Here is an 18,993-nt window from a genome sequence, read left to right as displayed (position 1 = left end):
CGTAGCCCCGGTACTCCAGCCGCCGCAAACCCTCCACCAGGAGAGGAGCCGCCTCGCCGTTGCCGATGATGCCGATGATGCCGCACATGGGCCGTATACCCTGATGTCGTTCGGGTGTGCCCACCCCTCTGAAACGGGGAAGGTCGCCGTCAATTACTGCCATATTGGGGTAGTGGGCCCCAAGTAACCTTTTGTTTCACCACGTTTCATCACAGGCCCGTCCCGGACGGGCCAGGACGGAGGCGACGCCGGACAGGGCGCGGCGCGAAAGGAGTGCCCGCGAACTCGCGTCACGCGCGCAGGGGCTCCCGACGGCAGGGGCGCTTGACGGAGCCGGTGCGGCGTCCTCAACTGCGCCGCAGCCCCAACGGAGCGCTGAGAATGGCGAAGAAGAACCCGCTGAACCTGAATCCCCTGCAGTTGAAGACGCTGACCCTCCTCCAGGAGCTTGCGCGCCTGATCGACCGCCCCGCCGAGGGCGAGGAGGACGGAAAGGTCGTGGACCAGTTCCCCCATGCCCACGGCAACCATTTCCATCTCGGCGACGCCGTCGTCGCGACCGCCGACGCGACCGGGCTCGGCAACCCCGCAGTCTGGCTCGCGCTGGAGCGCAAGGGCATGATCCGCGGCGACTTCCCGCGCTCCTGCGTCGTGACCCCGGCCGGGCTCGACTACGACACCGGGCTGCGCGACACGATCCTGCACCGCGCGGACCACTGAGACGCGGCGGGCCGCGGGAGCGGGGCGCATGGCCGCAGCACGCAAGGCCGGGGCGGGACACCCCGCGCTGGGCCGGGCGCTTCGCGCGCTGCACCTGACCCGGCTGGGCTGGCGCTGGCTGGCCGGGCCGGTGACGCTCGGCGTCCGGGTGGTCGTGCCCGACGGGACCGGCAGGGTGCTGCTGGTGCGCCACAGCTACGTCGCCGGCTGGCACCTGCCCGGCGGCGGCGTGAGCCGTGGCGAGAGCCTACGGGCCGCTGCCCTCCGCGAGCTGGCCGAGGAGTGCGGCGTCCAGGCCTCCGCGGCGCGCCTTCTGGGCATCTATCTGCGCCTGCGCCTCGGGCGCCGGCACAGCGACCATGTGGCGGTCTACGTGGCCGAGGACTGGCGAGGCGAGCCGCGGAGCGACGGGCGCGAGATCCTGGAGGCCGCGTTCTTCCACGCCGACGCGCTGCCGCCGGACACGACGCCCGCAACGCGCCGCCGTATCGCCGAATGGCGCGGCGCGCCGCCGCAGGAGCACTGGTGAGGGGTGGGCCCAGAACAGACGCGCCCTCACGGGCGCAGGGCGAAAGCAGGCGCGCCCTCGCGGGCGCAGGGCGAAAGCCGCCTTCGCAAGCCCAGGCGAGCGGCCACGATTGACAGCCGGCGCGGCCGCTCCCCATAACGGCCACATGGTCGGAACCGTCGAGCGAATCCTGCGATACCCCGTCAAGGGCCTGAGCGCCGAGAGCCTGGATGGCGTCGAGCTGCAGGCCTGTGAGGGGCTGCCGCAGGACCGGCGCTTCGCCATCGTCCATGGCGCGGCCGGCATCGACCCCGCGGAAGGCGGCTGGCGGCCCAAGAGCGCCTTCGTAACCCTGGTCAAGCACGAGCGGCTCGCCGCACTGGAAAGCCGCTTCGATGACGCGACCGGCTATCTCGAGATCCTGCGCAGGGGCCGCCGCATCGTGCGCGGCCAGATCACGGTGCCCCAGGGGCGCCTGATCCTCGACCAGTTCCTGGCGGCCTACCTGAAGTCGGAGCTCCCGGGGACCCCGCGCATCATCGAGGCCCCGGGCGTGATGTTCACGGACACCGAGGAGAAGCTCGTCTCGCTCATCAACCTTGCGAGCGTGCATGATCTCGAGCAGCGCATCGTGGGCGCGCCGGTAGACCCGCTGCGCTTCCGCGGCAACCTTCTCCTGGGCGGCCTTCAGCCTTGGGAGGAGGCCCACTGGGTAGGATCGCGCATCCGGATCGGCGCCGCCGAGCTCGAGGTCGTGCGGACCATCGGGCGCTGCGCCGCCACCAATGTGGAGCCGGGATCCGGTCAGCGGGACCTGAACATCCCGCAGGCCCTGCGCCGCGGGTACGGGCACACCGACTGCGGGGTCTATGCAAGGGTGGTTGTGGGCGGCGCCATCGCCCCCGGCGATGCCGTCGCGCCAGCATCCTGAGCCCGCCGGCAGGCCCCTGGGCCTGGTGACCACGTCCGAAAACCGCGAGCGCCGGCAGCGCGGCCATGACATCGTCAAGCCATGGAACCGCTCGATCCCCAGCTTGATTTCCGGCTCGATCCGCAGCTCGATTCCCTGGCCTGCCACCGGGCCGTCGCGGCGCGCGACGCCCGTTTCGATGGCCGCCTCTTCGTCGGCGTGACCACGACGGGGATCTACTGCCGGCCGGTCTGCCCGGCACGCACCCCCAGGCCCGAGAACTGCCGCTTCTTCGCCTCGGCCGCGGCGGCGCAGGAGGCGGGGTTCCGTCCCTGTCTGCGCTGCCGGCCCGAGACGGCCCCCGACCTCGGCGCCTGGCTGGGGACCTCGAACACCGTCTCGCGCGGGCTTGCCCTGATCGCAGACGGCGCGCTCGATGCCGAGGACGCGTCGGTGGAGGCGCTCGCCGAAAGGCTGGGTGTGGGCGGTCGTCAGCTTCGCCGGCTGTTCCGGCAGCATCTCGGCGCCTCGCCGATCGCCGTCGCGCAGACCCGCCGGGTCCTCTTCGCCAAGCAGCTGATCCACGAGACGCGCATGCCCATGGCCGAGATCGCGCTCGCCGCGGGCTTCGGCAGCCTGCGGCGCTTCAACGAGACGTTCCGCCAGCTCTACGGCCGGCCGCCGGGGTCGCTGCGCCGCAGCGCCGCAGCCCTGCCCGAAGGCGCCTGTGCCGAAACCGGCGTGATGCTGCGCCTGCGCTACCAGCCGCCCTACGACTGGGCCGCGATGCTATCCCATCTGGCCGGCCGCGCGGTCGAGGGAGTCGAGGTGGTGGAGGGCGGCACCTACCGTAGGACCGTGCTCGTGGACGGCCTTCTCGGCTCGGTCGAGGTCGGCCACCTGCCCGAGGCACGGAGCTTGGTCGCCACCATCCGCTTCCCGTGCCTGCGCGCCCTGCCGGGCATCGTGGCGCGCCTGCGCCGCGCCTTCGACCTGGGCGCCGATGTCGGCGCCATCGCCGCCCATCTCGCGCGGGACCCGCTGCTGGCACCACTGGTCGCGGAACGGCCGGGCCTTCGCGTACCCGGCGGATGGGACGGGTTCGAGCTGGGCGTGCGGGCTGTGCTGGGCCAGCAGGTCTCGGTCGAGGCCGCGCGGCGGCTCGCGGGGCGGCTGACGGCGCTGTGCGGCACCCCCGTGCCGCCTGAGCGGCGCCATCACACGGCGCTCCGGGCGGCCTTCCCCACGGCCGCGCAGGTCGCTGGCGCCGATCTGGCGGCGCTTCGCATGCCGGGCGCGCGCAAGGCGGCCCTCGCCGCGCTGGCGGCGGCAGCCGAGGCGGATCCGCGCCTGTTCGCGCCGGCGGGCAGCGCGGAGGAGACCGTGGCTCGGCTGCGCGCCATCCCTGGAATCGGCGAATGGACGGCGCAGTACATCGCGCTGCGTGCCGTTCGCGAGACCGATGCCTTCCCGGCCAGCGATGTCGGGCTGCTGCGCGGCGCCGCGGGTACGGCCGGCCGGCGGCCCAGTCCGGCCGAGCTGCGCGGGCAGGCCGAACCCTGGCGCCCGTGGCGCGCCTATGCGGCGCAGCACCTGTGGGCCGCCGATGCCGCCTCCATCGCGGCCCGCGCCGCCGCCGGGCAGGCCCATGGGTGATGCCCTGCGCCTGCTCGTGGACCGGATCGCGGCGCCCATCGGCGAGCTTGTCGTGGTGGCCGACCTCCAGGGCCGGCTCAGGGCAGTCGACTGGACGGATCACGAGTCCCGGATGCTACGCCTGCTGGACATCCATTACGGACCCGGCGGCCACGTCCTGGAGCCGGAATCCGATCCGGGCGGCCTTTCGACGGCGCTGGCGGCCTATTTCGCGGGCGCGCTGGACGCCATCCGTGGCCTGCCGGTGGAGACCGGCGGTTCCGCCTTCCAGCGCGGCGTCTGGGCGGCCCTGCGCGGAATCCCCTGCGGCGGGACCATCACCTATGGCGAGCTCGCGCGCCGCATCGGGCGGCCCGGCGCCGCCCGCGCCGTGGGCCTCGCCAACGGGGCCAATCCGGTGGGCGTCGTGGTGCCCTGCCATCGCGTCCTGGGTGCGGACGGCTCTCTTACGGGCTATGGCGGCGGGATCGAGCGCAAGCGCTGGCTGCTGGAGCACGAGCGCGGTTCCGTCCGCCAATAAGGGGAGCGGAAACGGAACCGGCGCCGGCCCCTCGTCGGGGCGGCGCCGGTCGGCGGTCGACACGCAAAGCCGCATCGCGGCCCGCGCGGGTCCTGCATGGGTTCAGGCGTTCAGCGCACGCTCGTCGTCAGCGCCCTGATCGTCTTCCTCACCCTCGTCGGCCTCATCATAGGAGCCGCCGTTGCCGTTCATCCCCGCGCCGTTCGGCTGGCCGCCCTGGCCGTCGCGGCCCTGGCGCTGCTGCGGGTTGCGCTGGTTCTGCTGCTCGGCCTGCTCGTTGATGAGCTCGATGATCCGGTAGTAGTGCTCGGCGTGCTGCAGGTAGTTCTCGGCGGCGACGCGGTCGCCGGCCGACTGGGCATCGCGGGCCAGCGCCAGGTACTTCTCGTAGACCTGGAAGGCGTTGCCCCGGATCCGCACGTCGGGCCCGTTGCTGTCGAAGGTCTGGTGCCGTAGCGGAACGTTGTTGGGCCGGCGTCCGCCGCCCCCGCCACCGCCGCCCCCACCGCCGCCGCCGCCGTTGCCCCGGCCGCGCGAGCGCCTGTTGTTCGATCCTTGTCTCATCCTCAGTAAACGAGCCCCAGTTTGAGATTCCAAAGTCCCGCCGGGCCAAGACCAGCCCTCGTCCGGGGGTCCGGGCTCCGCCGAACGCATCCGCGGCGGATTTCTCGGGGTTCGAGCGACGGGTCCGCATGGGAGGGCGGTTCACGCCGTCGGGGACGACCCTAAATGGGACGCGGCTGCAATCCAACCTCTTTTTTTCAATTACCTAGGCTGGTCACAGTCCACGCGCCCCTGAAGGCAGCGCTCGATGGCATCCAAATCGGGGTTCCGGCCCCATTCGTCAAGAGCTCGCTTGGCGGTGTCTGCATATTGCAAGCGGCCCATGGGCTTGCGGACTTTGCGGCTTGCGGCGGGTATTGCGCGCGATCAGCGCCCGTCCGAGCACGAATGTCGATTCGCAGAGAAAGAAGACAACGGTCATTCAGCAACTTTCGGAACGGTTGCGCGCATCATTATCACCCCCGAAAAAATGACGCGCCCCGAAGGAAGCAGCAAGGCTGCCCTGGCCAAAAGGATCACCCCCCGGCCGCGGCCACGGATCACATTCTCAAACGGCGCCGCCCGCCCAGGGCGTCAGGTGATTGTCCAGGCGCAGGTTTCCCTCGACGCAAAGGTCGGTACCGGCCTCTTCGCCGCCCCCCTTTCCGGCCACGGCGAGCAGACGCCCGTGACCGCTGCTGGCCAGGAAGCCCGCGCCCTCGGCCGCGAGCCCGCAGCCGTCGGCCAGCGGCAAGCTGCCGACCCACGCGCCCGTGCCCGCGTCCCAGACGCCGATCAGCCCTCCGCGCGGCGAGCTCGCCGCGACGAGAGCGCCGCCGGCTCCCGCCGCGACGGAGCCGACATAGCCCCGGAAGCGCGCCAGCTCGTCCTCGGGTGCCGCAAGCATGCGGGCCGGCGATCCGAGCCGGTGCACCGCCACGAGGGCCTGGACCTCGCCCGTCGGCCGCTCGTCCTGCATGCCGAGGACGACACCGCCGCCGGCCACCTCCGCCAGATGCCGGATGCCCAGGTTGGAATGGCCCTCCGGCAGGCGAACGGCCTCGATCAGCCTGCCCGTGGACGCGTCCACATAGGTCAGCGACGAATCCGGGCCGTCGGTGTTCAGCTTGGCCCGCCCCGTCTCCGGATGGGTGATGATGCCCCCGTTGGCGACCGCGAGCACGCGCCCTCCGTCGAGCATGATCAGCTCGTGCGGACCGATGCCATGGGTCGGCAGGGCGCCGCAGCGCCTGTAGCCGTCGGCCGCGTCGTAGACGCCGATGGACCCGGTCTCGCGCTCGACGTCGTCCTCGGCCACGTAGAGAAGTCGCCCGTCCGGCCCGAAGGCGCCGTGCCCCGTGAAGCTGCGGCCGGCCGGGACCTCCACCGGCTTGCCGAGCGCGGCGGTGGCCAGGTCGACGGGAACGAACCACCGTCCGGGACGGCGCTCGAAGACGACGGCCTGGGCCCTGCGCGGATGGGGCACGACCCCGTGGGCGCGGCCCGGGAGCGGCAGCGCGAAGGCCACGCGCCCCGCGGCGTCGAGCGCCGCCACCCCATAGCCCACGGGCCTTCCCGGCGCGGTGGCGAAGGCCGTCAGGAACAGGTGCCGCCCGCCGGCGGAGGCCGCGACCGGCCCCGCCGCGAGCTGGGCCAGCACGCCGCCGAACGCGGCGAGGAAGGTGCGCCGATGGATTTCCATCTCAGTCCCCATCCAGTTCGTTGAAGCCCAGCGAGATCCCGAGCAGGGGCGGCAGGGTCTCGGCCACCAGTGCCTGGGCCTCCTTGGCCGCGCGGAAGGCCGCCAGCACCGCCGGCCGGCGTTTCGGGTCCGCCACCGCCTGATCGAGCGGCGCCCCCACCTTCCCGGCCGCCGCGATGGCCCGGTCGAACGCCTCCGCGATCCTGGCCCGGACGGCATTCCCCTCGGGCCCGGCGGGCAGCCTGGCCACGAAGCCGGGCCCGCCGCCCTCGCCGAGCAGCGCCGCGCGCACGGCCGCGAGGTTCAGCGCCACGTTGCGCAGCGAGCGGCCGCTCCGGACCGATTCCGCGAGCCGCGGCTTCGCCGAGGCCGAGTCCGCGCCAAGCGGAGCCAGCAGCTTCTGGTCGACGACGACCTGCATCGCGGTGACCAGCGCCCCGTAGAGCGCCTCCACCGCCCCGGCCGCCGTCGGGGCGACGGAGGTCGGTCCGCCGGCCTCGAACTCGGCTGGCAGCGCCACCCAGTCCGCGCGGATGCCATCGGCCATGCCCGCCACGTTGCGCGCCACCGCGGCCGCGTAGGCGCAGCGGTAGCGCCCGGTCTCGTCGCCGCCGAACGCGCCCGGCTCTGCCCGTTCCGCGTAGAGAAGGTGCTCGAGCGCGCTCAGCCCCTGGGTGGCGACGCTGCTGCGCGCGATCGCCTGGGGTTCCAGCGCCTTGGGATCGCGGGCCGCCAGGATCTGCCCGAGCTGCCGCGCGACCGCGTTGTTGCGCTCGGGCCAGAAGGCCATGCGCTCGGCGCGCATGAACATGGCGGCCGGCCCCGGCCGCAGGTGCTGGATGCCCATCCACCCGTCCATGGCGGCATCGAAGCCGGCGCGCGCCTCGGCCAGCCCGGCCGCGGAAGGCGCCGCGCAGAATCGGTCGAGCCGCTCGGCGAGCCCGGCCGCGGCACCGGCCAGCGCCCCGGCCCGGGGCTGCGCGTGGGTCTCCGCCAAGCGGCGCAGCAAGGCGCCGTCGCCATCGGCGCCGAGCGCGGCGCCCATGCCGAGGGGCATCATCATCAGGACCGCCGCTGCGCGCAGGAGGATGGACTTCGCCATGGATGGGCTTCCCGTCAGGGTGAAAGGATGAAGCGGACGAGCCGGTCGCGCTCGGCGCGCGACAGCCCGGCGAAGCGATCGCGCGCCGACGCGGCCTCGCCGCCGTGCCATAGCACGGCCTCGGCCACGCTGCGTGCCCGCCCGTCGTGGAGCAGGGCCAGGCGCCCGTCCTGCGCCCCGCGGCCGGCGAGATCCCAGAGCGGGGCCGTGCGCCATTCGCTTCCCGAGGCGCCCTCTTCGCCCCCCTGCCCTCCACCACCCTCGGCCAGCCCGTCGGCGAGGCCCGGCCCCATGTCGTGCAGCAGCAGGTCGGTGAAGGCGAAGATCCTCCGTGCCTCCGCACCCGGAGCCGCGGGCGCCGTGCCTAGCGCCGGGCGATGGCAGGCGGCGCAACCGGTCGCGGCGAACAGCGCCAGGCCTGCGGCATCGGGTTCGCCGCCGCGACGGGGCGGCAGGTCACCGAGATAGCGCGAGATCAGCGTCAGCACCACCGAGGGCGCCTCGACTCCCTCGCTGTCGACGGCTGCGCCGTGGGGCGCGCTGCGGCAGGCCACCTGCGCGACCGTGCAGTCGCCCCAGCCTGCGGGCAGCCCCGGCACCGACATGCCGAGATCCAGGAGGAAGGCTTCGCCGACCTGCCCTTCGAGACTGGCATTCTCGGCCTTCCAGCCGAAGCGGCCGACCCGCATTCCTTCCGGGCCGGCCACCAGCCGGGCCCGTCCGGAGATGCCGTCGCCGTCGCCGTCCCCGGGATCGGCCGCCGCCAGGATCTCGGTCTCGGGCACGGCGGCCAGGAGGCCGAGCCCTCGCAGCGGCGGCGCGATGCGCAGGGACCGGCCGAGGCCGGGCTCCAGCGGCCCGTAGGCAAGGCCGGAGAGCACGACGCCGGGGCGGCGCAGCCGGACCGTCCCGCCGCCGGGAAGCCGCACAAGCTCCTCGTCGTAGGTCGCGCCGACCCGCGCTTCGGGCGGGACGCCGGAGACGCCGCGCGTCTGGACCTGCCGCCCATAGACGGGATCCCCATCCAGGCGCAGGACGAAGCCGGCGCCGGGCTCGCCCCCGGCGTCGGGTGGATCCGGGGGCCTTCCGCGCCCCGCGGCGGGATGGCAGGCCGAGCAGGCGCGGGCGTTGAACAGCGGGCCGAGCCCGTCGGCGGCGCGCGTCGAGGACGGGGCAGGCACCCAGCTCCGCTCGAACAGGGCCTTGCCCGCGGCGGCATCCAGCGCGTCCGCCGCGGGGTCGGCAATCGCGCCGCCGGACCCGCCGCCGACCACCACGCCCGCCAGCAGGCCGACGGCCGCGGCCAGGAGGATCCGCATCCCCCGTCCCTCACGCGACCCGCAGGAAACCCATCATCCCGGTCTCCTGGTGCTCGATGATGTGGCAGTGGAGCATCCAGTCGCCGGGGTTGTCGGCGACGAAGGCGACGCGCATGCGCTCGCGCGGCTCCAGCAGGACGGTGTCGGCGTAGTGGCGCGGCAGGCTGCGCTTGTCCGAGCCCAGCACCAGGAAGGAATGCCCGTGCAGGTGGATGGGATGGAGGTGCGGCGTCAGGTTCGCCAGCTCCAGCACGTAGGTCCGCCCGCGCTCCAGCACGGCAAGGGGCGGGGGCAGCCGTTCGTGGCCGGCGTCCGGCCAGGGCGTCTCGTTGATCGCCCAGAAGGTCTTCTCCGATAGGCAGAGGGAATCGGCGAAGGGCAGCCCCGCCAGATCGGCCTCAGCGAAGGCGCGGGCGACCGCGGTCGCGGAGAAGTCGAAGCGCAGCGTCTCGGCCCGGGCGAGGTCGGGCGCCGGGATCGCGGCCGCCGGCAGCGGGAGGGGCCGGAACCGCCCCCTGGACAGCGGCGTCCCCTCGGCGCGGAACGCCGCCAGCGGCCGGGGCGTGCTGGCATAGGCATTGACCAGCCGAACCGTGCCGGTCTTCGGCGCCCGGAAGACGATGTCGAGCCGGGTCGCCGGCCCCGCCAGCCAGCCGTCCAGACGGCGCGGGGTCATCGGAATGCCGTCGACGGCCAGGATCCAGGCCTCGGCCCCTTCGAGCATGGGGTCGAGGATCCGCGAGCTGTCGACGTTGAACAGGCGGATCCGGATGTCCCCGCCCGCGGGCACCGGGATGACGGGATCGATGCTGCCGTTGACGGTCGCGACATTGCCGAAGGTCCCGGCCCGCGCCGCGCCCCGGTCGGTCGAGACGGTGCCGATCCTGCCATCGGGCTCCAGATGCCAGTCCTTCACCATGCAGGGGAGATCGGCGTCGAAGCGGGGGCCGTCGGACTCCTCGACGATCAGCAGGCCCGCGAGCCCGCGGCCCAGCAGACGCGTCGTGTCGCAATGGGGATGGAAGAAGAAGCTTCCCGCGTCCGGGGGCACGAAGTCATAGGTGTGGGTGGCGCCGGCGGGCACCGGCGCCTGGGTCAGGAAGGGAACGCCGTCCTCGGCGTTGGGCAGGCGCAGGCCGTGCCAATGGATCGAGGTGTGCTCGTCCAGCCCGTTCACCAGCCGCGCCCGCAGGCGCTGACCCTGGCGCATCCGGATCACGGGCCCCGGGAAGGCGTCCGAATAGGTCGCGACCGGCGTGGGCCCGGCGGGCTCGGGCAGGATCCGCGCCAGCCGGGGCCTGGCGACCAGCTCGACCTCCACCACCTCGGGCGGGGCGGCGTCAGCCACCGGCGGCGCTGCCGGCCGCACCGCGGGGGCCGCCCCGCCGGATGCTGTCCCCAAGGCCGCCAGCGAGAAAGTCGCCGCGCCCGCCGCCAGAAAGCCGCGCCTGTCGAGCCGCCCCATCGCCGCCACCACCGCAAAAGCACCGAAAGCCAAAGCACCGTACGGCGGAATCCGCGCCGGGCGCGGCCGCCCGGCGCGCCCCCGCCCTACTGCACCGCCGAGGGATTGTCGAGGCTGTCGGAGCCCTCGATGCGGATCTTCACGCCCAACGCCTTGACGGCGCCTTCAAGCGCGGTCTTCTGCGCAACCAGCCGGTCGACGGCCGCGGCGACCAGGCGGTTGCCCTCGTCGTTGCCGTTCCCGATCATCTGGTCGTAGGCCATCCGCCCGGAATCGGCGGTGTCCTTCATCGCCTGCATGGCCGCCAGCGTCGCGTCCATGCTGCGCCGCACCTCGGCATCCGCCTCGGGCGACTTGCCGGCGACGTATTCCGCGAGCGAGGGGCCGCGCACGACCGTGCCGTCGGTGCGGCGGTACTGGCCTGCATAGACGTTCATCATGCCGACCTGGTCGTAGTAGTGGGCGTTGTGGGTGTTGTCCGAGAAGCAGTCGTGCTCCTCCTCGGGGTCGTGGAGCATCAGCCCGAGCTTCATGCGCTCGCCCGCCAGCTCGCCGTAGCTGAGGCTGCCGAGCCCGGTCAGCATGCGCGCGATGCCGCCCTCGCCCTTGGCCCCGGTGATGGAGGCGCGGGCCTTGCCCTTCGGGCCCCACGCCTTGACCATGATATCGAGATCCTTGACCAGCAGGTCGGTCGCGACCTTCAGGTACTGGGCCCTGCGCTCGCAGTTCCCGCCCGTGCAGCCGTCCTTGGCGAAATCGGTATAGGGCCGGTTGCCGGCGCCCGGCCCGGTGCCGTTCAGGTCCTGGCCCCAGAGCAGGAACTCGACCGCGTGATAGCCGGTGGCGACGTTCGCCTCGACGCCGCCGGCCTCGTGCAGCGTCTCCGAGAGCAGCTTGGGTGTGATCCTGGCGACGTCGATCGTCTTGCCTCCGGCACGGATGCGGGTCGAGCCGATCACGTTGGCCCCGCCGAAGGGATTGTCCTCGCCCGCGGCATAGGCGGCATCGACATAGTCGATCAGCCCCTCGTCAAGGGGCCAGGCGTTGACCTTGCCTTCCCAGTCGTCCACGGCGGGGTTTCCGAAGCGGAAGGCCTCGGTCTGCATATAGGGGACCCGGGCCGCGACCCAGGCGCGGCGCGCCTCGGCAAGCGTCGCCGCGCTCGGCGTGGCGATCAGCGCGTCCACGGCCTTCTGCAGGGTCCGGGCGCCCGCGAGGGAGTCCTCGTACCCGGCCTGGGCAATGTCCGCATAGGTCTTCACGACATCCTTGGCCGCCGGACGGGCGGCGGCGGGCTGCGCCAGAAGAAGTGGAAAAAGGGCCGCCGACAGCAGGGCGACGATGCGTCGCGACATGGGAAGCTCTCCGACCGGTAGACAAGGATATTGCGACTCATTATCACTGTCACCGGATAGGCGCCAGGGCCTCGGTGCGAAGGCGCCCTGCGGCCAGTTGTCCGGGACAGGGAACGCCGCCCGGTCCATCGAGAACGGAGTTGCCAGAGCCATGACGACCGCCACCGCCCACCGGCACAGCCGGAGCGCCGCCCCGCCGCAGCGGGGCCGTCTGGCTGCCGTTTGCGCCGTGCTTCTGGCGCTGGGGGCCACCGCGCCCGTCGCGGCCCAGCAGGCCGCAGCGCCCGCGGCGCAGCAGCAGCCCGCGCCGGCCGGGACCATCGAGCCCGCGCCGGTTCCGCCCCCCGCGCAGTCCGAGGCGCCTCCCGCCCCCGCGGCGCATCCCCTGGACTCCGCGGAGCCGGCGCCCGAGGCCCCGGCGCAGCTGCCGCATGACCTGTCACCCTGGGGGATGTTCATGGCCGCGGACGCGGTCGTGAAGTCGGTGATGGTGGGGCTGGCCTTCGCCTCGGTGCTGACCTGGACCATCGGGCTCGCCAAGTCGATCGAGCTGTCGGCCGCGCAGCGCCGGGCCCGCCGGACGCTGGCGGCGCTGGTCGAGGCGCGCTCGCTGGCCGATGCGGCCGACCGGACGGGATTCGAGCGCACGCCCGCCGCCCAGCTCGTCCGCGCCGCGGCGGCCGAGATCCATCAGTCGGCTGAGGCGCCCGAGAAGGACGGCATCAAGGAGCGCGTGGCGTCGCGGCTGGAGCGGATCGAGGCCGGCGCGGCCCGGCGCATGACCCGGGGCACCGGCATCCTCGCCACCATCGGGTCGACGGCCCCCTTCGTGGGCCTGTTCGGCACCGTCTGGGGCATCATGAACAGCTTCATCGGCATCTCGAAGGCGCACACCACCAATCTCGCGGTCGTCGCCCCCGGCATCGCCGAGGCGCTGCTGGCGACCGCCATCGGCCTCGTCGCGGCGATCCCGGCGGTGGTGATCTACAACATGTTCGCCCGCGGCACCTCGGGATACCGGGCCGTGCTGGCGGACTCCTCGGCCGCCGTGATGCGGCTGGTGTCCCGCGACCTCGACCGGACGGCGGCCCGCCGCGCCGCCGCGGCGGAGTAGCGCCATGGGAGTCCGGCTCGACCACGGCGACGACGATCTCGCCGAGAACCACGAGATCAACGTCACGCCCTTCATCGACGTGATCCTGGTCCTGCTGATCATCTTCATGGTGGCGGCCCCGCTCGCCACGGTGGATGTGCCGGTCGACCTGCCGGCCTCCACTGCCGCGCCGCAGCCGCGGCCGGACAAGCCGATGTTCCTGACCGTCAAGTCCGACCTGTCGCTGGCGCTGGGCGATGCGCCGGTCGCGCGCGACGCGCTCGGCGGGGCGCTGGACGCGGCCGCGCATGGCGACCGGGAGACCCGGATCTTCCTGCGCGCGGACCGCAGCGTCGACTACGGCGCGCTGATGGAGGTGATGAACGCCCTGCGCGCCGCCGGCTACCTGAAGGTGGCGCTGGTCGGGCTGGATGATGCGGCCTCGGCCGCACCGGGCGCCGCAGCGGCCGCTCCCGCCGCAGCGGCCGGCACGGCGCCATGACCGCGGCAGGGTCTGCCCGGGGCGGCTTCGCCGATTCCGGCCGCGAAGGAGACGGGCTGCGCTGGGCCGCGAGCTTCATGGCCGTGCTCGCCCTTCATCTGGCGGGCGGAGCCTACCTGCTGCGCCAGCATGTCGCCGAAGTCGCGGCTGCGCCCCCGGCGGCCGTGATGATCGATCTGGCACCACTTCCGGTCCCACCGGCCGAGGCGATGGACCCGGCCCCGGCGCCTGCCCCGCCGCAGGTGCAGCCGGAGCCCGAGCCGGAGCCGGCACCCGAGCCCCCGCCGCCGGAACCGGTCGCCGTGCCCGAGCCCGAACCTCCGCCTCCCGAGCCGCTGATAGAGCCGGAGCCGATTCCCACGCCCGCGCCGGAGCCCGAGGTGGCCGTGGCCCCGCCGCCCCCGCCGGTGAAGCCGAGGCCGGTCCAGCGCCGCCCAGAGCCGCCGCGCGTCGAGCGCACCGAGATCCGCCCGGCGCCCGAGCCCGCGCCTGTGCAGCAGCAGGCCGCGGCCCCGGCGGCGCCGGCCCCCGCCGCCCCGACCGTGGCGCCCCCCACGCCGGCCCCGCCCTCGCCCAATCTGAGCCGGGTGATGCCGACCTGGCAGGGGCTCCTGCTGGGGCATCTGGAGCGGCACAAGCGCCCGCTGCGGGGAACGCTGATCAGGCGCACACAGGTCACCCAGGTGCGCTTCACGCTGGACCGTCAGGGCCGGCTCCTGTCCTTCCGCCTGGAGCAGAGCTCCGGCAACGAAGCCCTGGACCGCGAGACGCTGGAGCTCGTCCAGCGTGCCTCGCCCTTCCCGGCCCCGCCGGCTGAGATCGACCGCGACTCGGTCGAGGTCGTCGTCCCGGTGCAGTTCCAGCCGCGATAGGGCTGGCGTCAGCCCACGTCCCGGCTGAAGGTGATCGCCGGCTTCTCGCGCCAGGCGAAGCGCTGCAGATGGTCCGTCAGGATCCACTCGATGCGCGCCAGCGCCTCGGCATCCTCGGCCTGGCAGCACAGGTGCAGCGCGTCCGGCTCGGCCGTCATCAGGCACAGGCCGAAGGGAAACTGCGCGCGGCCGCGTCCCTCGCCGTACTCTACGGTGATCTTGTGGGCGAAGTGCTTGCAGAGCTGGACCAGGTACTTGCTCCCGGCCGCCGTCTCGACCCGCGCCTTGGATTCGAACATCGTTCCTCGCCTGGGTTTGGGTTATGCCGCCGGCCGGCCTGCCGGGCGGCGCCGGGGTCTTCCCGGGCCTAATCCGACGGCAGAAGGGCGAAGCCGATGCCGCGCCCGATCAGCACCGGCAGGACCGAGGCGTGGTCCTCGCCGGCGAACTGGACGAACTCGGTCCGCAATCCATGAATGGACAGAGGTGCGAGGCGCGCCGCCAGCGCGGCCGCCTCGTCCACCATGCGGTTTCCGGCCTTGCGGACCGCCCTTGCGGCCGCATGGGGGCTACGGCGCTCGGCGGGGCTCAGATCCTGCTCGTGCCCGCCGACACCCACCAGCAGCCGCAGCGTCCCTGCCGGCCGCTCGGCCAGCGACGCGGCGAAGGGCGCCTCCCCGGCCAGGACCCGCCGGTCGCCGAACCAGATGGAAGGGCTGCCCGCCACATAGGTCTGGAACGACCCGGGGCTGGTGAAGAGGACATGCAGGACGAAGAGGCCGCCGTAGGAATGCCCCAGAATGGACTGCCGACCGGGATCGACCGGCAGGGCGCGGGCTACGGCCGGCTTCAGCTCTTCTTCGATGAAGCGCAGGAAGGCAGTGGCGCCGCCGGTTCCGGGGACCCCGGTACCGGGCGGCGTCAGGTCCACGCTGCGCCGCTCGATGGCGAAAGGCTCGTCCGTGGGATAGCCGATGCCGACCACCACCGCGGGCGGAACGCCAGTCGCGTCGTTGCGCCGGATGCGGATCCGCAGGGCGTCCACCGCCGTTGCGAAGGTGGCGTTGCCGTCCAGCAGGTAGAGGACCGGGAAGCCGCCGGCCGGCGGCGGCCCCTGGGGCAGCCAGAGCATGATCCGGTGAACCCCGCCCGTTGCGAGGGAGACGATGTCCCACTGTTCCGCGCCCGGGACGGTGACGGGCGCGGGGATCGGCCGCTCGCCCATCCGCTCAGAACCGTGCCGTCGCCTTCACGATGAAGCTCCGCGGCTCCCCGTAGAAGTTGAAGACCTGTGCGCTGCCGACCCGGGTGTAGTACTTCTCGTCGAAGATGTTGTTGGCATTCAGCGACAGCTCCAGGTTCTCGTTCACGTCGTAGCCGATCCGGGCGTCGACCACCACATAGCCGTCCTCCTCGAAGCGCGTGCTGCCCGACAGGTTGTAGAAGCTGCTGAAGTAGCGCCCGCCCAGCCCCAGGTTCAGCCCGCGCAGCTCGCCATCCGGAAAGTCGTAGCGGGTCCAGAGATTGAAGCTGTGGCGGGGCGTGAAGGTGCTGAAGGTCGTGCCCTGCTGGTTGGCCGGCGCCTTGATGTAGCTGGTGTCGGTCAGCGCGTAGCCCGCGAAGACCTGCAGGCCGCGGTAAGGGCTGCCGCTGATCTCCGCCTCCAGGCCCTGCACTTCGACCTCCCCGCCGGCAATGAAGCTACCGGGGCCGCTTGGATTCGGCACGGCGCGGTTGTCGTCACGAAGCCGGAACAGCGCGACCTGCCCGTTCATCCGGCCTTCGAAGAACTCGCTCTTCAGTCCGGCCTCGTACTGGTGCCCAGTGCGCGGGGCGATGGCGGAGCCGTTAGCGCCAAGGTTGGTCTGCGGCTGGAAGATCTCGCTGTAGCTGACATAGGCCGACAGATTGTCCGTGAGGTCGTAGACCAGGCCCGCGAAGGGCGTGATCTCGCCGTTTCGCTCGATCGTCTGGCGCGCATTCGTGACGAGGTTCGTGGTGGTGCCCTCGTACCAGCTCGCCCGGCCGCCCAGGATCGCGGTGAGCGGCTCCACCGGCCTCAGGCGGAGCTGTCCGTAGATCCCGTACTGCTCGGGCACTACCCGCGTTCGGGAGGATAGCGGGATGTTGGGCTCGGGGAAGGCCGTACGCGGGTCGAAGATGTTGACGACCGGCGCCACGGTGACGCCGGAGCCGCCGTTCTGCAGCGTGCGCTGCTCGTAGCGCCGGTACTCGGCGCCGACCATCGCATCATGGCGGCGCCCCAGCAGCTCGAACGGCGTGCTGACATGGGCGTCGGCCGAGAGCGCGGTCTCGGAATAGTCGCGGGCGATGGCGACCAGGCTCGTGTTGCCGGCCGCGTTCACCGCGCCGCCGGCATAGGCGTATTTGAAGTCGACGTCCCGGTCCACGTAGCGGGCCGAGGCCTGGGCGTGCCCGCCATTGTCGAACCGGTGCCTGAGCTCGACGATCGCCTCGTTCGATCTGTTTTCAAAACGATTCCAGTCCGCGCCGATGAAGGTCGACCGCGACACGTCCAGCAGTTCGCCGTTCGCATAGGCCGGAAGCCCGTTGAAGGGCTTGATGTCGCGCTCCTGCCGCCATGCCGCGGCGGACAGGGTGGTGGATTCCGTCAGGTCGGCCTCCAGCGCGCCGTAGCCGACGGTCACTTCGTTGTCGGTCTTGTCGACGAAGGTGTCGCGGTCCTGGCGCACGCCGACGGCGCGGCCGCGCAGCTTCCCGCTCTCGACCAGCGGCCCGGTCACGTCGCCCTCGATCCGACGATTGTTCCAGCTTCCCAACGAGCCGCTGAGCGAGCCGCCGAAGCTGTCCTGCGGACGCTTGCGCGCGAGGTTCACGGTTCCCCCAGGCTCGCCCGTGCCGCCCAGGAGCCCCGACGGCCCGCGCAGGATCTCGACCCGGTCGAAGATCGCGAGGTCGGGCTGCGTGCCATAGATGCTGGAGAGCGGGGCCGGAAGCCCGTCGACCAGGAAGTTGTCGAGCTCGAACCCGCGGGAGTAAATGCTGGAGCGGCCGGGATCGTTGCTGAGCACCAGGGTCCCCGGCGTGCGCCGGAACGCGTCCTCGAGCTGCGTCATGTTCTGGTCGTCCATGCGCTGCCGGGTCACCACCGAGACGGAGCGCGGGATCTCGCGCACCGGAACCGCGTCGCGCGACCCCACCGTGGCCGCGCCGGTCGCGTAGCTGCCTGTTCCCTCGGTCGCCGCAGGATCCGCCCTGCGCCCCTCGACGACCACGGGGTCGAGCGTCACCGGCTGGTTGCCGCCGCCCGCCTGTGCCAGGGCCGTTCCGGCGCAGGCCATCATGGCGATAGAAACGGGGATGCCCATGGCCGCGTCGAGGGCGTGGGCCGGACGCTTGCGACGTCGGTCGGCGGGGTTCAGGCGGCGGTTCCGGATATCGATCATGGCACTGTCGTTCCTATCGTGACGGGCCGGAGGGGCCGGCACGAATTGCGAATGATTTTCATTCGGATCTATGCGGGACCTCCGCAGCGCGTCCAGCGGCATGGCTTCTGGCGGATCGTCAGATTGCTTTGCGGGACCACCATGCGCCGGCCTCCCTGCCGACTATGCCGCACAGGTTTGCGATTGATTATCACCCGCACAGGATCGATGCTCGTCGCGCGAAAATGTCTCGGAGGTCACGGATCCATGTTGGAGCAAGGGACGGGGGCCAGCGGGTCCGCGGGCCTGGTGCGGAAATCCGACATCGCGGCGGGGCACGCCGGGGGTTGCCTGCGCTTCGACGGCGACCCCGCGCAGGACCTGGCGTTGCGCGGCGAGTACCGGCTGGTGCGCCTGGCTGGCGGCCTGACGCTCCATGCGACGGATGCCAGCGGCCTGACCGACCTGACGACAGAGATCGAGCTTCCGCCGCGCCTGACCTGCTCCATCGTCCTGGCCGGGCGCGCCGACTTCTCGCTGGGCGGCCGGATCTTCGCCCTCGGCGGCGCTGACGAGCCGAGCGTCTCGATCGTCTCCCTCGCGCGTCCCGAGGTGCTGCGCCGGCATTCACCGCGCGGCTCCTATGTCCGCAAGGTGAACGTGACGCTGGAGCAGGAATGGCTGGATTGCGGCGGGCTCGCCGGGCTGCGGGATCCCGGGCCGGTCCTGCGCCTCTCGCGCGAGCACATGGCCTTCGTCGGCTGGCGCCCCTCGGCGCGTCTCGTGTCATTGGCCCGCGAGGTGCTGGAGGGGCCGCCCTGCCCTCCGGTGCTGGCGGGGCTGTACCTTCAGAGCAGGGCCGCCGAGATCGCGTTCGAGGCGCTGGCGGCGCTGGACCCGTCAGGGCGGGCCAGGCTGGCCGAGCCGCTTGCCCCCGCGGCTGCCCGCAGCGCCCGCCGGGTCCGCGACTTCCTCGAGGCACGGCTCGACGAGACCCTCACCCTGGACGCGGCGGCGTCCGCGCTCGGCATGAGCGTCAGCGCGCTCCAGCGGCTGTTCCGTGCGGCCTACGGCACGACCGTCCTGGACTACGTTCGCCGGCGCAGGCTCGAGCGGGCGCGCGAGGCGCTTGAGCGCGGCTGGGCGGGCATCGGCGAGGCGGCCTGGCGCGCGGGCTATTCCAGCCCCGCCAACTTCGCGACAGCCTTCAAGCGGGAATTCGGCACCACGCCCGGCGAGGCTTGCAGGCGCCACCATCCCGGCATTGCAGCGCCCTCGCGGCGGACCGGGAATTCCTGAGCCGTCGCGCCGACGAGCGG

18 protein-coding genes are annotated in these 18,993 nt (G+C 72.6%); 9 read left to right on the top strand and 9 right to left on the bottom strand.

Annotation, left to right across the window (positions count from 1 at the left end; genetic code table 11):
- Positions 1-381 precede the first annotated feature (381 nt).
- From JUB13_RS24570 to ogt, 5 genes are all read left to right on the top strand, one after another.
- Complete coding sequence (locus JUB13_RS24570) at positions 382-720, top strand: hypothetical protein (RefSeq protein ID WP_207483706.1); 339 nt, start codon at positions 382-384, stop codon at positions 718-720.
- A gap of 28 nt (positions 721-748) precedes the next feature.
- Positions 749-1,249, top strand: coding sequence for an NUDIX domain-containing protein (locus tag JUB13_RS24565; protein WP_207483703.1), 501 nt, complete (start codon positions 749-751; stop codon positions 1,247-1,249).
- 145 nt (positions 1,250-1,394) lie between these two features.
- Positions 1,395-2,159 (top strand): MOSC domain-containing protein, encoded by a 765-nt coding sequence (locus JUB13_RS24560; RefSeq protein WP_207483700.1) that lies wholly within the window; start codon positions 1,395-1,397, stop codon positions 2,157-2,159.
- An 81-nt stretch (positions 2,160-2,240) separates the two neighbouring features.
- Positions 2,241-3,794 carry an AlkA N-terminal domain-containing protein gene (locus tag JUB13_RS24555; protein WP_207483698.1) on the top strand — a complete coding sequence of 518 codons (1,554 nt, stop codon included), beginning with the start codon at positions 2,241-2,243 and terminating at the stop codon, positions 3,792-3,794.
- Positions 3,787-4,314 carry a methylated-DNA--[protein]-cysteine S-methyltransferase gene (gene ogt, locus JUB13_RS24550; RefSeq protein WP_207483695.1) on the top strand — a complete coding sequence of 176 codons (528 nt, stop codon included), beginning with the start codon at positions 3,787-3,789 and terminating at the stop codon, positions 4,312-4,314. Before JUB13_RS24555 ends, ogt begins: the two co-directional genes overlap by 8 nt.
- Before the next feature lie 102 nt (positions 4,315-4,416).
- On the opposite strand, the gene JUB13_RS24545 is transcribed toward ogt, so the two are convergent.
- The 6 genes from JUB13_RS24545 to JUB13_RS24520 form a co-directional block, all read right to left on the bottom strand.
- Positions 4,417-4,878, bottom strand: a complete 462-nt coding sequence (locus JUB13_RS24545; protein WP_207483692.1) for a DUF4167 domain-containing protein — start codon at positions 4,876-4,878, stop codon at positions 4,417-4,419.
- Between the two features lie 547 nt (positions 4,879-5,425).
- Positions 5,426-6,559 (bottom strand): DUF1513 domain-containing protein, encoded by a 1,134-nt coding sequence (locus tag JUB13_RS24540; RefSeq protein ID WP_236025187.1) that lies wholly within the window; start codon positions 6,557-6,559, stop codon positions 5,426-5,428.
- 1 nt (position 6,560) lies between these two features.
- The gene (locus JUB13_RS24535) at positions 6,561-7,661 is read right to left on the bottom strand and encodes an imelysin family protein (protein ID WP_207483687.1); all 1,101 of its coding nucleotides are present in this window, start codon (positions 7,659-7,661) and stop codon (positions 6,561-6,563) included.
- A gap of 14 nt (positions 7,662-7,675) precedes the next feature.
- Positions 7,676-8,980: a di-heme oxidoredictase family protein gene (locus tag JUB13_RS24530; RefSeq protein WP_207483684.1), complete on the bottom strand. Its 1,305-nt coding sequence runs from the start codon at positions 8,978-8,980 to the stop codon at positions 7,676-7,678.
- 10 nt (positions 8,981-8,990) lie between these two features.
- Complete coding sequence (locus JUB13_RS24525) at positions 8,991-10,328, bottom strand: multicopper oxidase family protein (protein WP_328703004.1); 1,338 nt, start codon at positions 10,326-10,328, stop codon at positions 8,991-8,993.
- A 203-nt stretch (positions 10,329-10,531) separates the two neighbouring features.
- The gene (locus tag JUB13_RS24520) at positions 10,532-11,800 is read right to left on the bottom strand and encodes an imelysin family protein (protein WP_207483679.1); all 1,269 of its coding nucleotides are present in this window, start codon (positions 11,798-11,800) and stop codon (positions 10,532-10,534) included.
- Positions 11,801-11,951: 151 nt separating this feature from the next.
- Here JUB13_RS24520 and exbB point away from each other — a divergent pair, with 151 nt between their 5' ends.
- The 3 genes from exbB to JUB13_RS24505 are packed head-to-tail and all read left to right on the top strand — an operon-like array spanning position 11,952 to position 14,267.
- Positions 11,952-12,914 (top strand): tonB-system energizer ExbB, encoded by a 963-nt coding sequence (exbB, locus tag JUB13_RS24515; protein ID WP_207483676.1) that lies wholly within the window; start codon positions 11,952-11,954, stop codon positions 12,912-12,914.
- Between the two features lie 4 nt (positions 12,915-12,918).
- The gene (exbD, locus tag JUB13_RS24510; protein ID WP_207483674.1) at positions 12,919-13,395 is read left to right on the top strand and encodes a TonB system transport protein ExbD; all 477 of its coding nucleotides are present in this window, start codon (positions 12,919-12,921) and stop codon (positions 13,393-13,395) included.
- Positions 13,392-14,267, top strand: coding sequence for an energy transducer TonB family protein (locus JUB13_RS24505; RefSeq protein WP_207483671.1), 876 nt, complete (start codon positions 13,392-13,394; stop codon positions 14,265-14,267). The genes exbD and JUB13_RS24505 overlap by 4 nt, the downstream gene beginning before the upstream one ends.
- A gap of 8 nt (positions 14,268-14,275) precedes the next feature.
- On the opposite strand, the gene JUB13_RS24500 is transcribed toward JUB13_RS24505, so the two are convergent.
- The 3 genes from JUB13_RS24500 to JUB13_RS24490 all read right to left on the bottom strand — a co-directional run bounded on the left by JUB13_RS24500 (position 14,276) and on the right by JUB13_RS24490 (position 17,695).
- Positions 14,276-14,566, bottom strand: coding sequence for a DUF2218 domain-containing protein (locus tag JUB13_RS24500; protein WP_207483668.1), 291 nt, complete (start codon positions 14,564-14,566; stop codon positions 14,276-14,278).
- Between the two features lie 68 nt (positions 14,567-14,634).
- Positions 14,635-15,492: an alpha/beta hydrolase gene (locus tag JUB13_RS24495; protein ID WP_207483666.1), complete on the bottom strand. Its 858-nt coding sequence runs from the start codon at positions 15,490-15,492 to the stop codon at positions 14,635-14,637.
- 4 nt (positions 15,493-15,496) lie between these two features.
- Positions 15,497-17,695 (bottom strand): TonB-dependent siderophore receptor, encoded by a 2,199-nt coding sequence (locus JUB13_RS24490; RefSeq protein ID WP_207483663.1) that lies wholly within the window; start codon positions 17,693-17,695, stop codon positions 15,497-15,499.
- A gap of 246 nt (positions 17,696-17,941) precedes the next feature.
- On the opposite strand from JUB13_RS24490, the gene JUB13_RS24485 reads away from it, so the two are divergent.
- Entirely contained in the window at positions 17,942-18,973 is a 1,032-nt protein-coding gene (locus JUB13_RS24485; RefSeq protein WP_207483661.1) for a helix-turn-helix transcriptional regulator, read from the top strand.
- Positions 18,974-18,993 lie beyond the last annotated feature (20 nt).

This window comes from Arenibaculum pallidiluteum (assembly GCF_017355985.1).
Lineage (GTDB): Bacteria > Pseudomonadota > Alphaproteobacteria > Azospirillales > Azospirillaceae > Arenibaculum > Arenibaculum pallidiluteum.
The sequence above is the reverse complement of the archived record's forward strand: the minus strand, read 5'-3'. Positions and strand labels throughout refer to the sequence as shown.

What these genes read in the sequence shown, in the direction of transcription:
- JUB13_RS24570 (WP_207483706.1), top strand. Translation starts at nt 382, where the DNA reads ATGGCGAAGAAGAACCCGCTGAACCTGAATCCCCTGCAGTTGAAGACG.
- JUB13_RS24565 (WP_207483703.1), top strand. Translation starts at nt 749, where the DNA reads ATGGCCGCAGCACGCAAGGCCGGGGCGGGACACCCCGCGCTGGGCCGG.
- JUB13_RS24560 (WP_207483700.1), top strand. Translation starts at nt 1,395, where the DNA reads ATGGTCGGAACCGTCGAGCGAATCCTGCGATACCCCGTCAAGGGCCTG.
- JUB13_RS24555 (WP_207483698.1), top strand. Translation starts at nt 2,241, where the DNA reads ATGGAACCGCTCGATCCCCAGCTTGATTTCCGGCTCGATCCGCAGCTC.
- ogt (WP_207483695.1), top strand. Translation starts at nt 3,787, where the DNA reads ATGGGTGATGCCCTGCGCCTGCTCGTGGACCGGATCGCGGCGCCCATC.
- JUB13_RS24545 (WP_207483692.1), bottom strand. Translation starts at nt 4,878, where the DNA reads ATGAGACAAGGATCGAACAACAGGCGCTCGCGCGGCCGGGGCAACGGC.
- JUB13_RS24540 (WP_236025187.1), bottom strand. Translation starts at nt 6,559, where the DNA reads ATGGAAATCCATCGGCGCACCTTCCTCGCCGCGTTCGGCGGCGTGCTG.
- JUB13_RS24535 (WP_207483687.1), bottom strand. Translation starts at nt 7,661, where the DNA reads ATGGCGAAGTCCATCCTCCTGCGCGCAGCGGCGGTCCTGATGATGATG.
- JUB13_RS24530 (WP_207483684.1), bottom strand. Translation starts at nt 8,980, where the DNA reads ATGCGGATCCTCCTGGCCGCGGCCGTCGGCCTGCTGGCGGGCGTGGTG.
- JUB13_RS24520 (WP_207483679.1), bottom strand. Translation starts at nt 11,800, where the DNA reads ATGTCGCGACGCATCGTCGCCCTGCTGTCGGCGGCCCTTTTTCCACTT.
- exbB (WP_207483676.1), top strand. Translation starts at nt 11,952, where the DNA reads ATGACGACCGCCACCGCCCACCGGCACAGCCGGAGCGCCGCCCCGCCG.
- exbD (WP_207483674.1), top strand. Translation starts at nt 12,919, where the DNA reads ATGGGAGTCCGGCTCGACCACGGCGACGACGATCTCGCCGAGAACCAC.
- JUB13_RS24505 (WP_207483671.1), top strand. Translation starts at nt 13,392, where the DNA reads ATGACCGCGGCAGGGTCTGCCCGGGGCGGCTTCGCCGATTCCGGCCGC.
- JUB13_RS24500 (WP_207483668.1), bottom strand. Translation starts at nt 14,566, where the DNA reads ATGTTCGAATCCAAGGCGCGGGTCGAGACGGCGGCCGGGAGCAAGTAC.
- JUB13_RS24495 (WP_207483666.1), bottom strand. Translation starts at nt 15,492, where the DNA reads ATGGGCGAGCGGCCGATCCCCGCGCCCGTCACCGTCCCGGGCGCGGAA.
- JUB13_RS24490 (WP_207483663.1), bottom strand. Translation starts at nt 17,695, where the DNA reads ATGATCGATATCCGGAACCGCCGCCTGAACCCCGCCGACCGACGTCGC.
- JUB13_RS24485 (WP_207483661.1), top strand. Translation starts at nt 17,942, where the DNA reads ATGTTGGAGCAAGGGACGGGGGCCAGCGGGTCCGCGGGCCTGGTGCGG.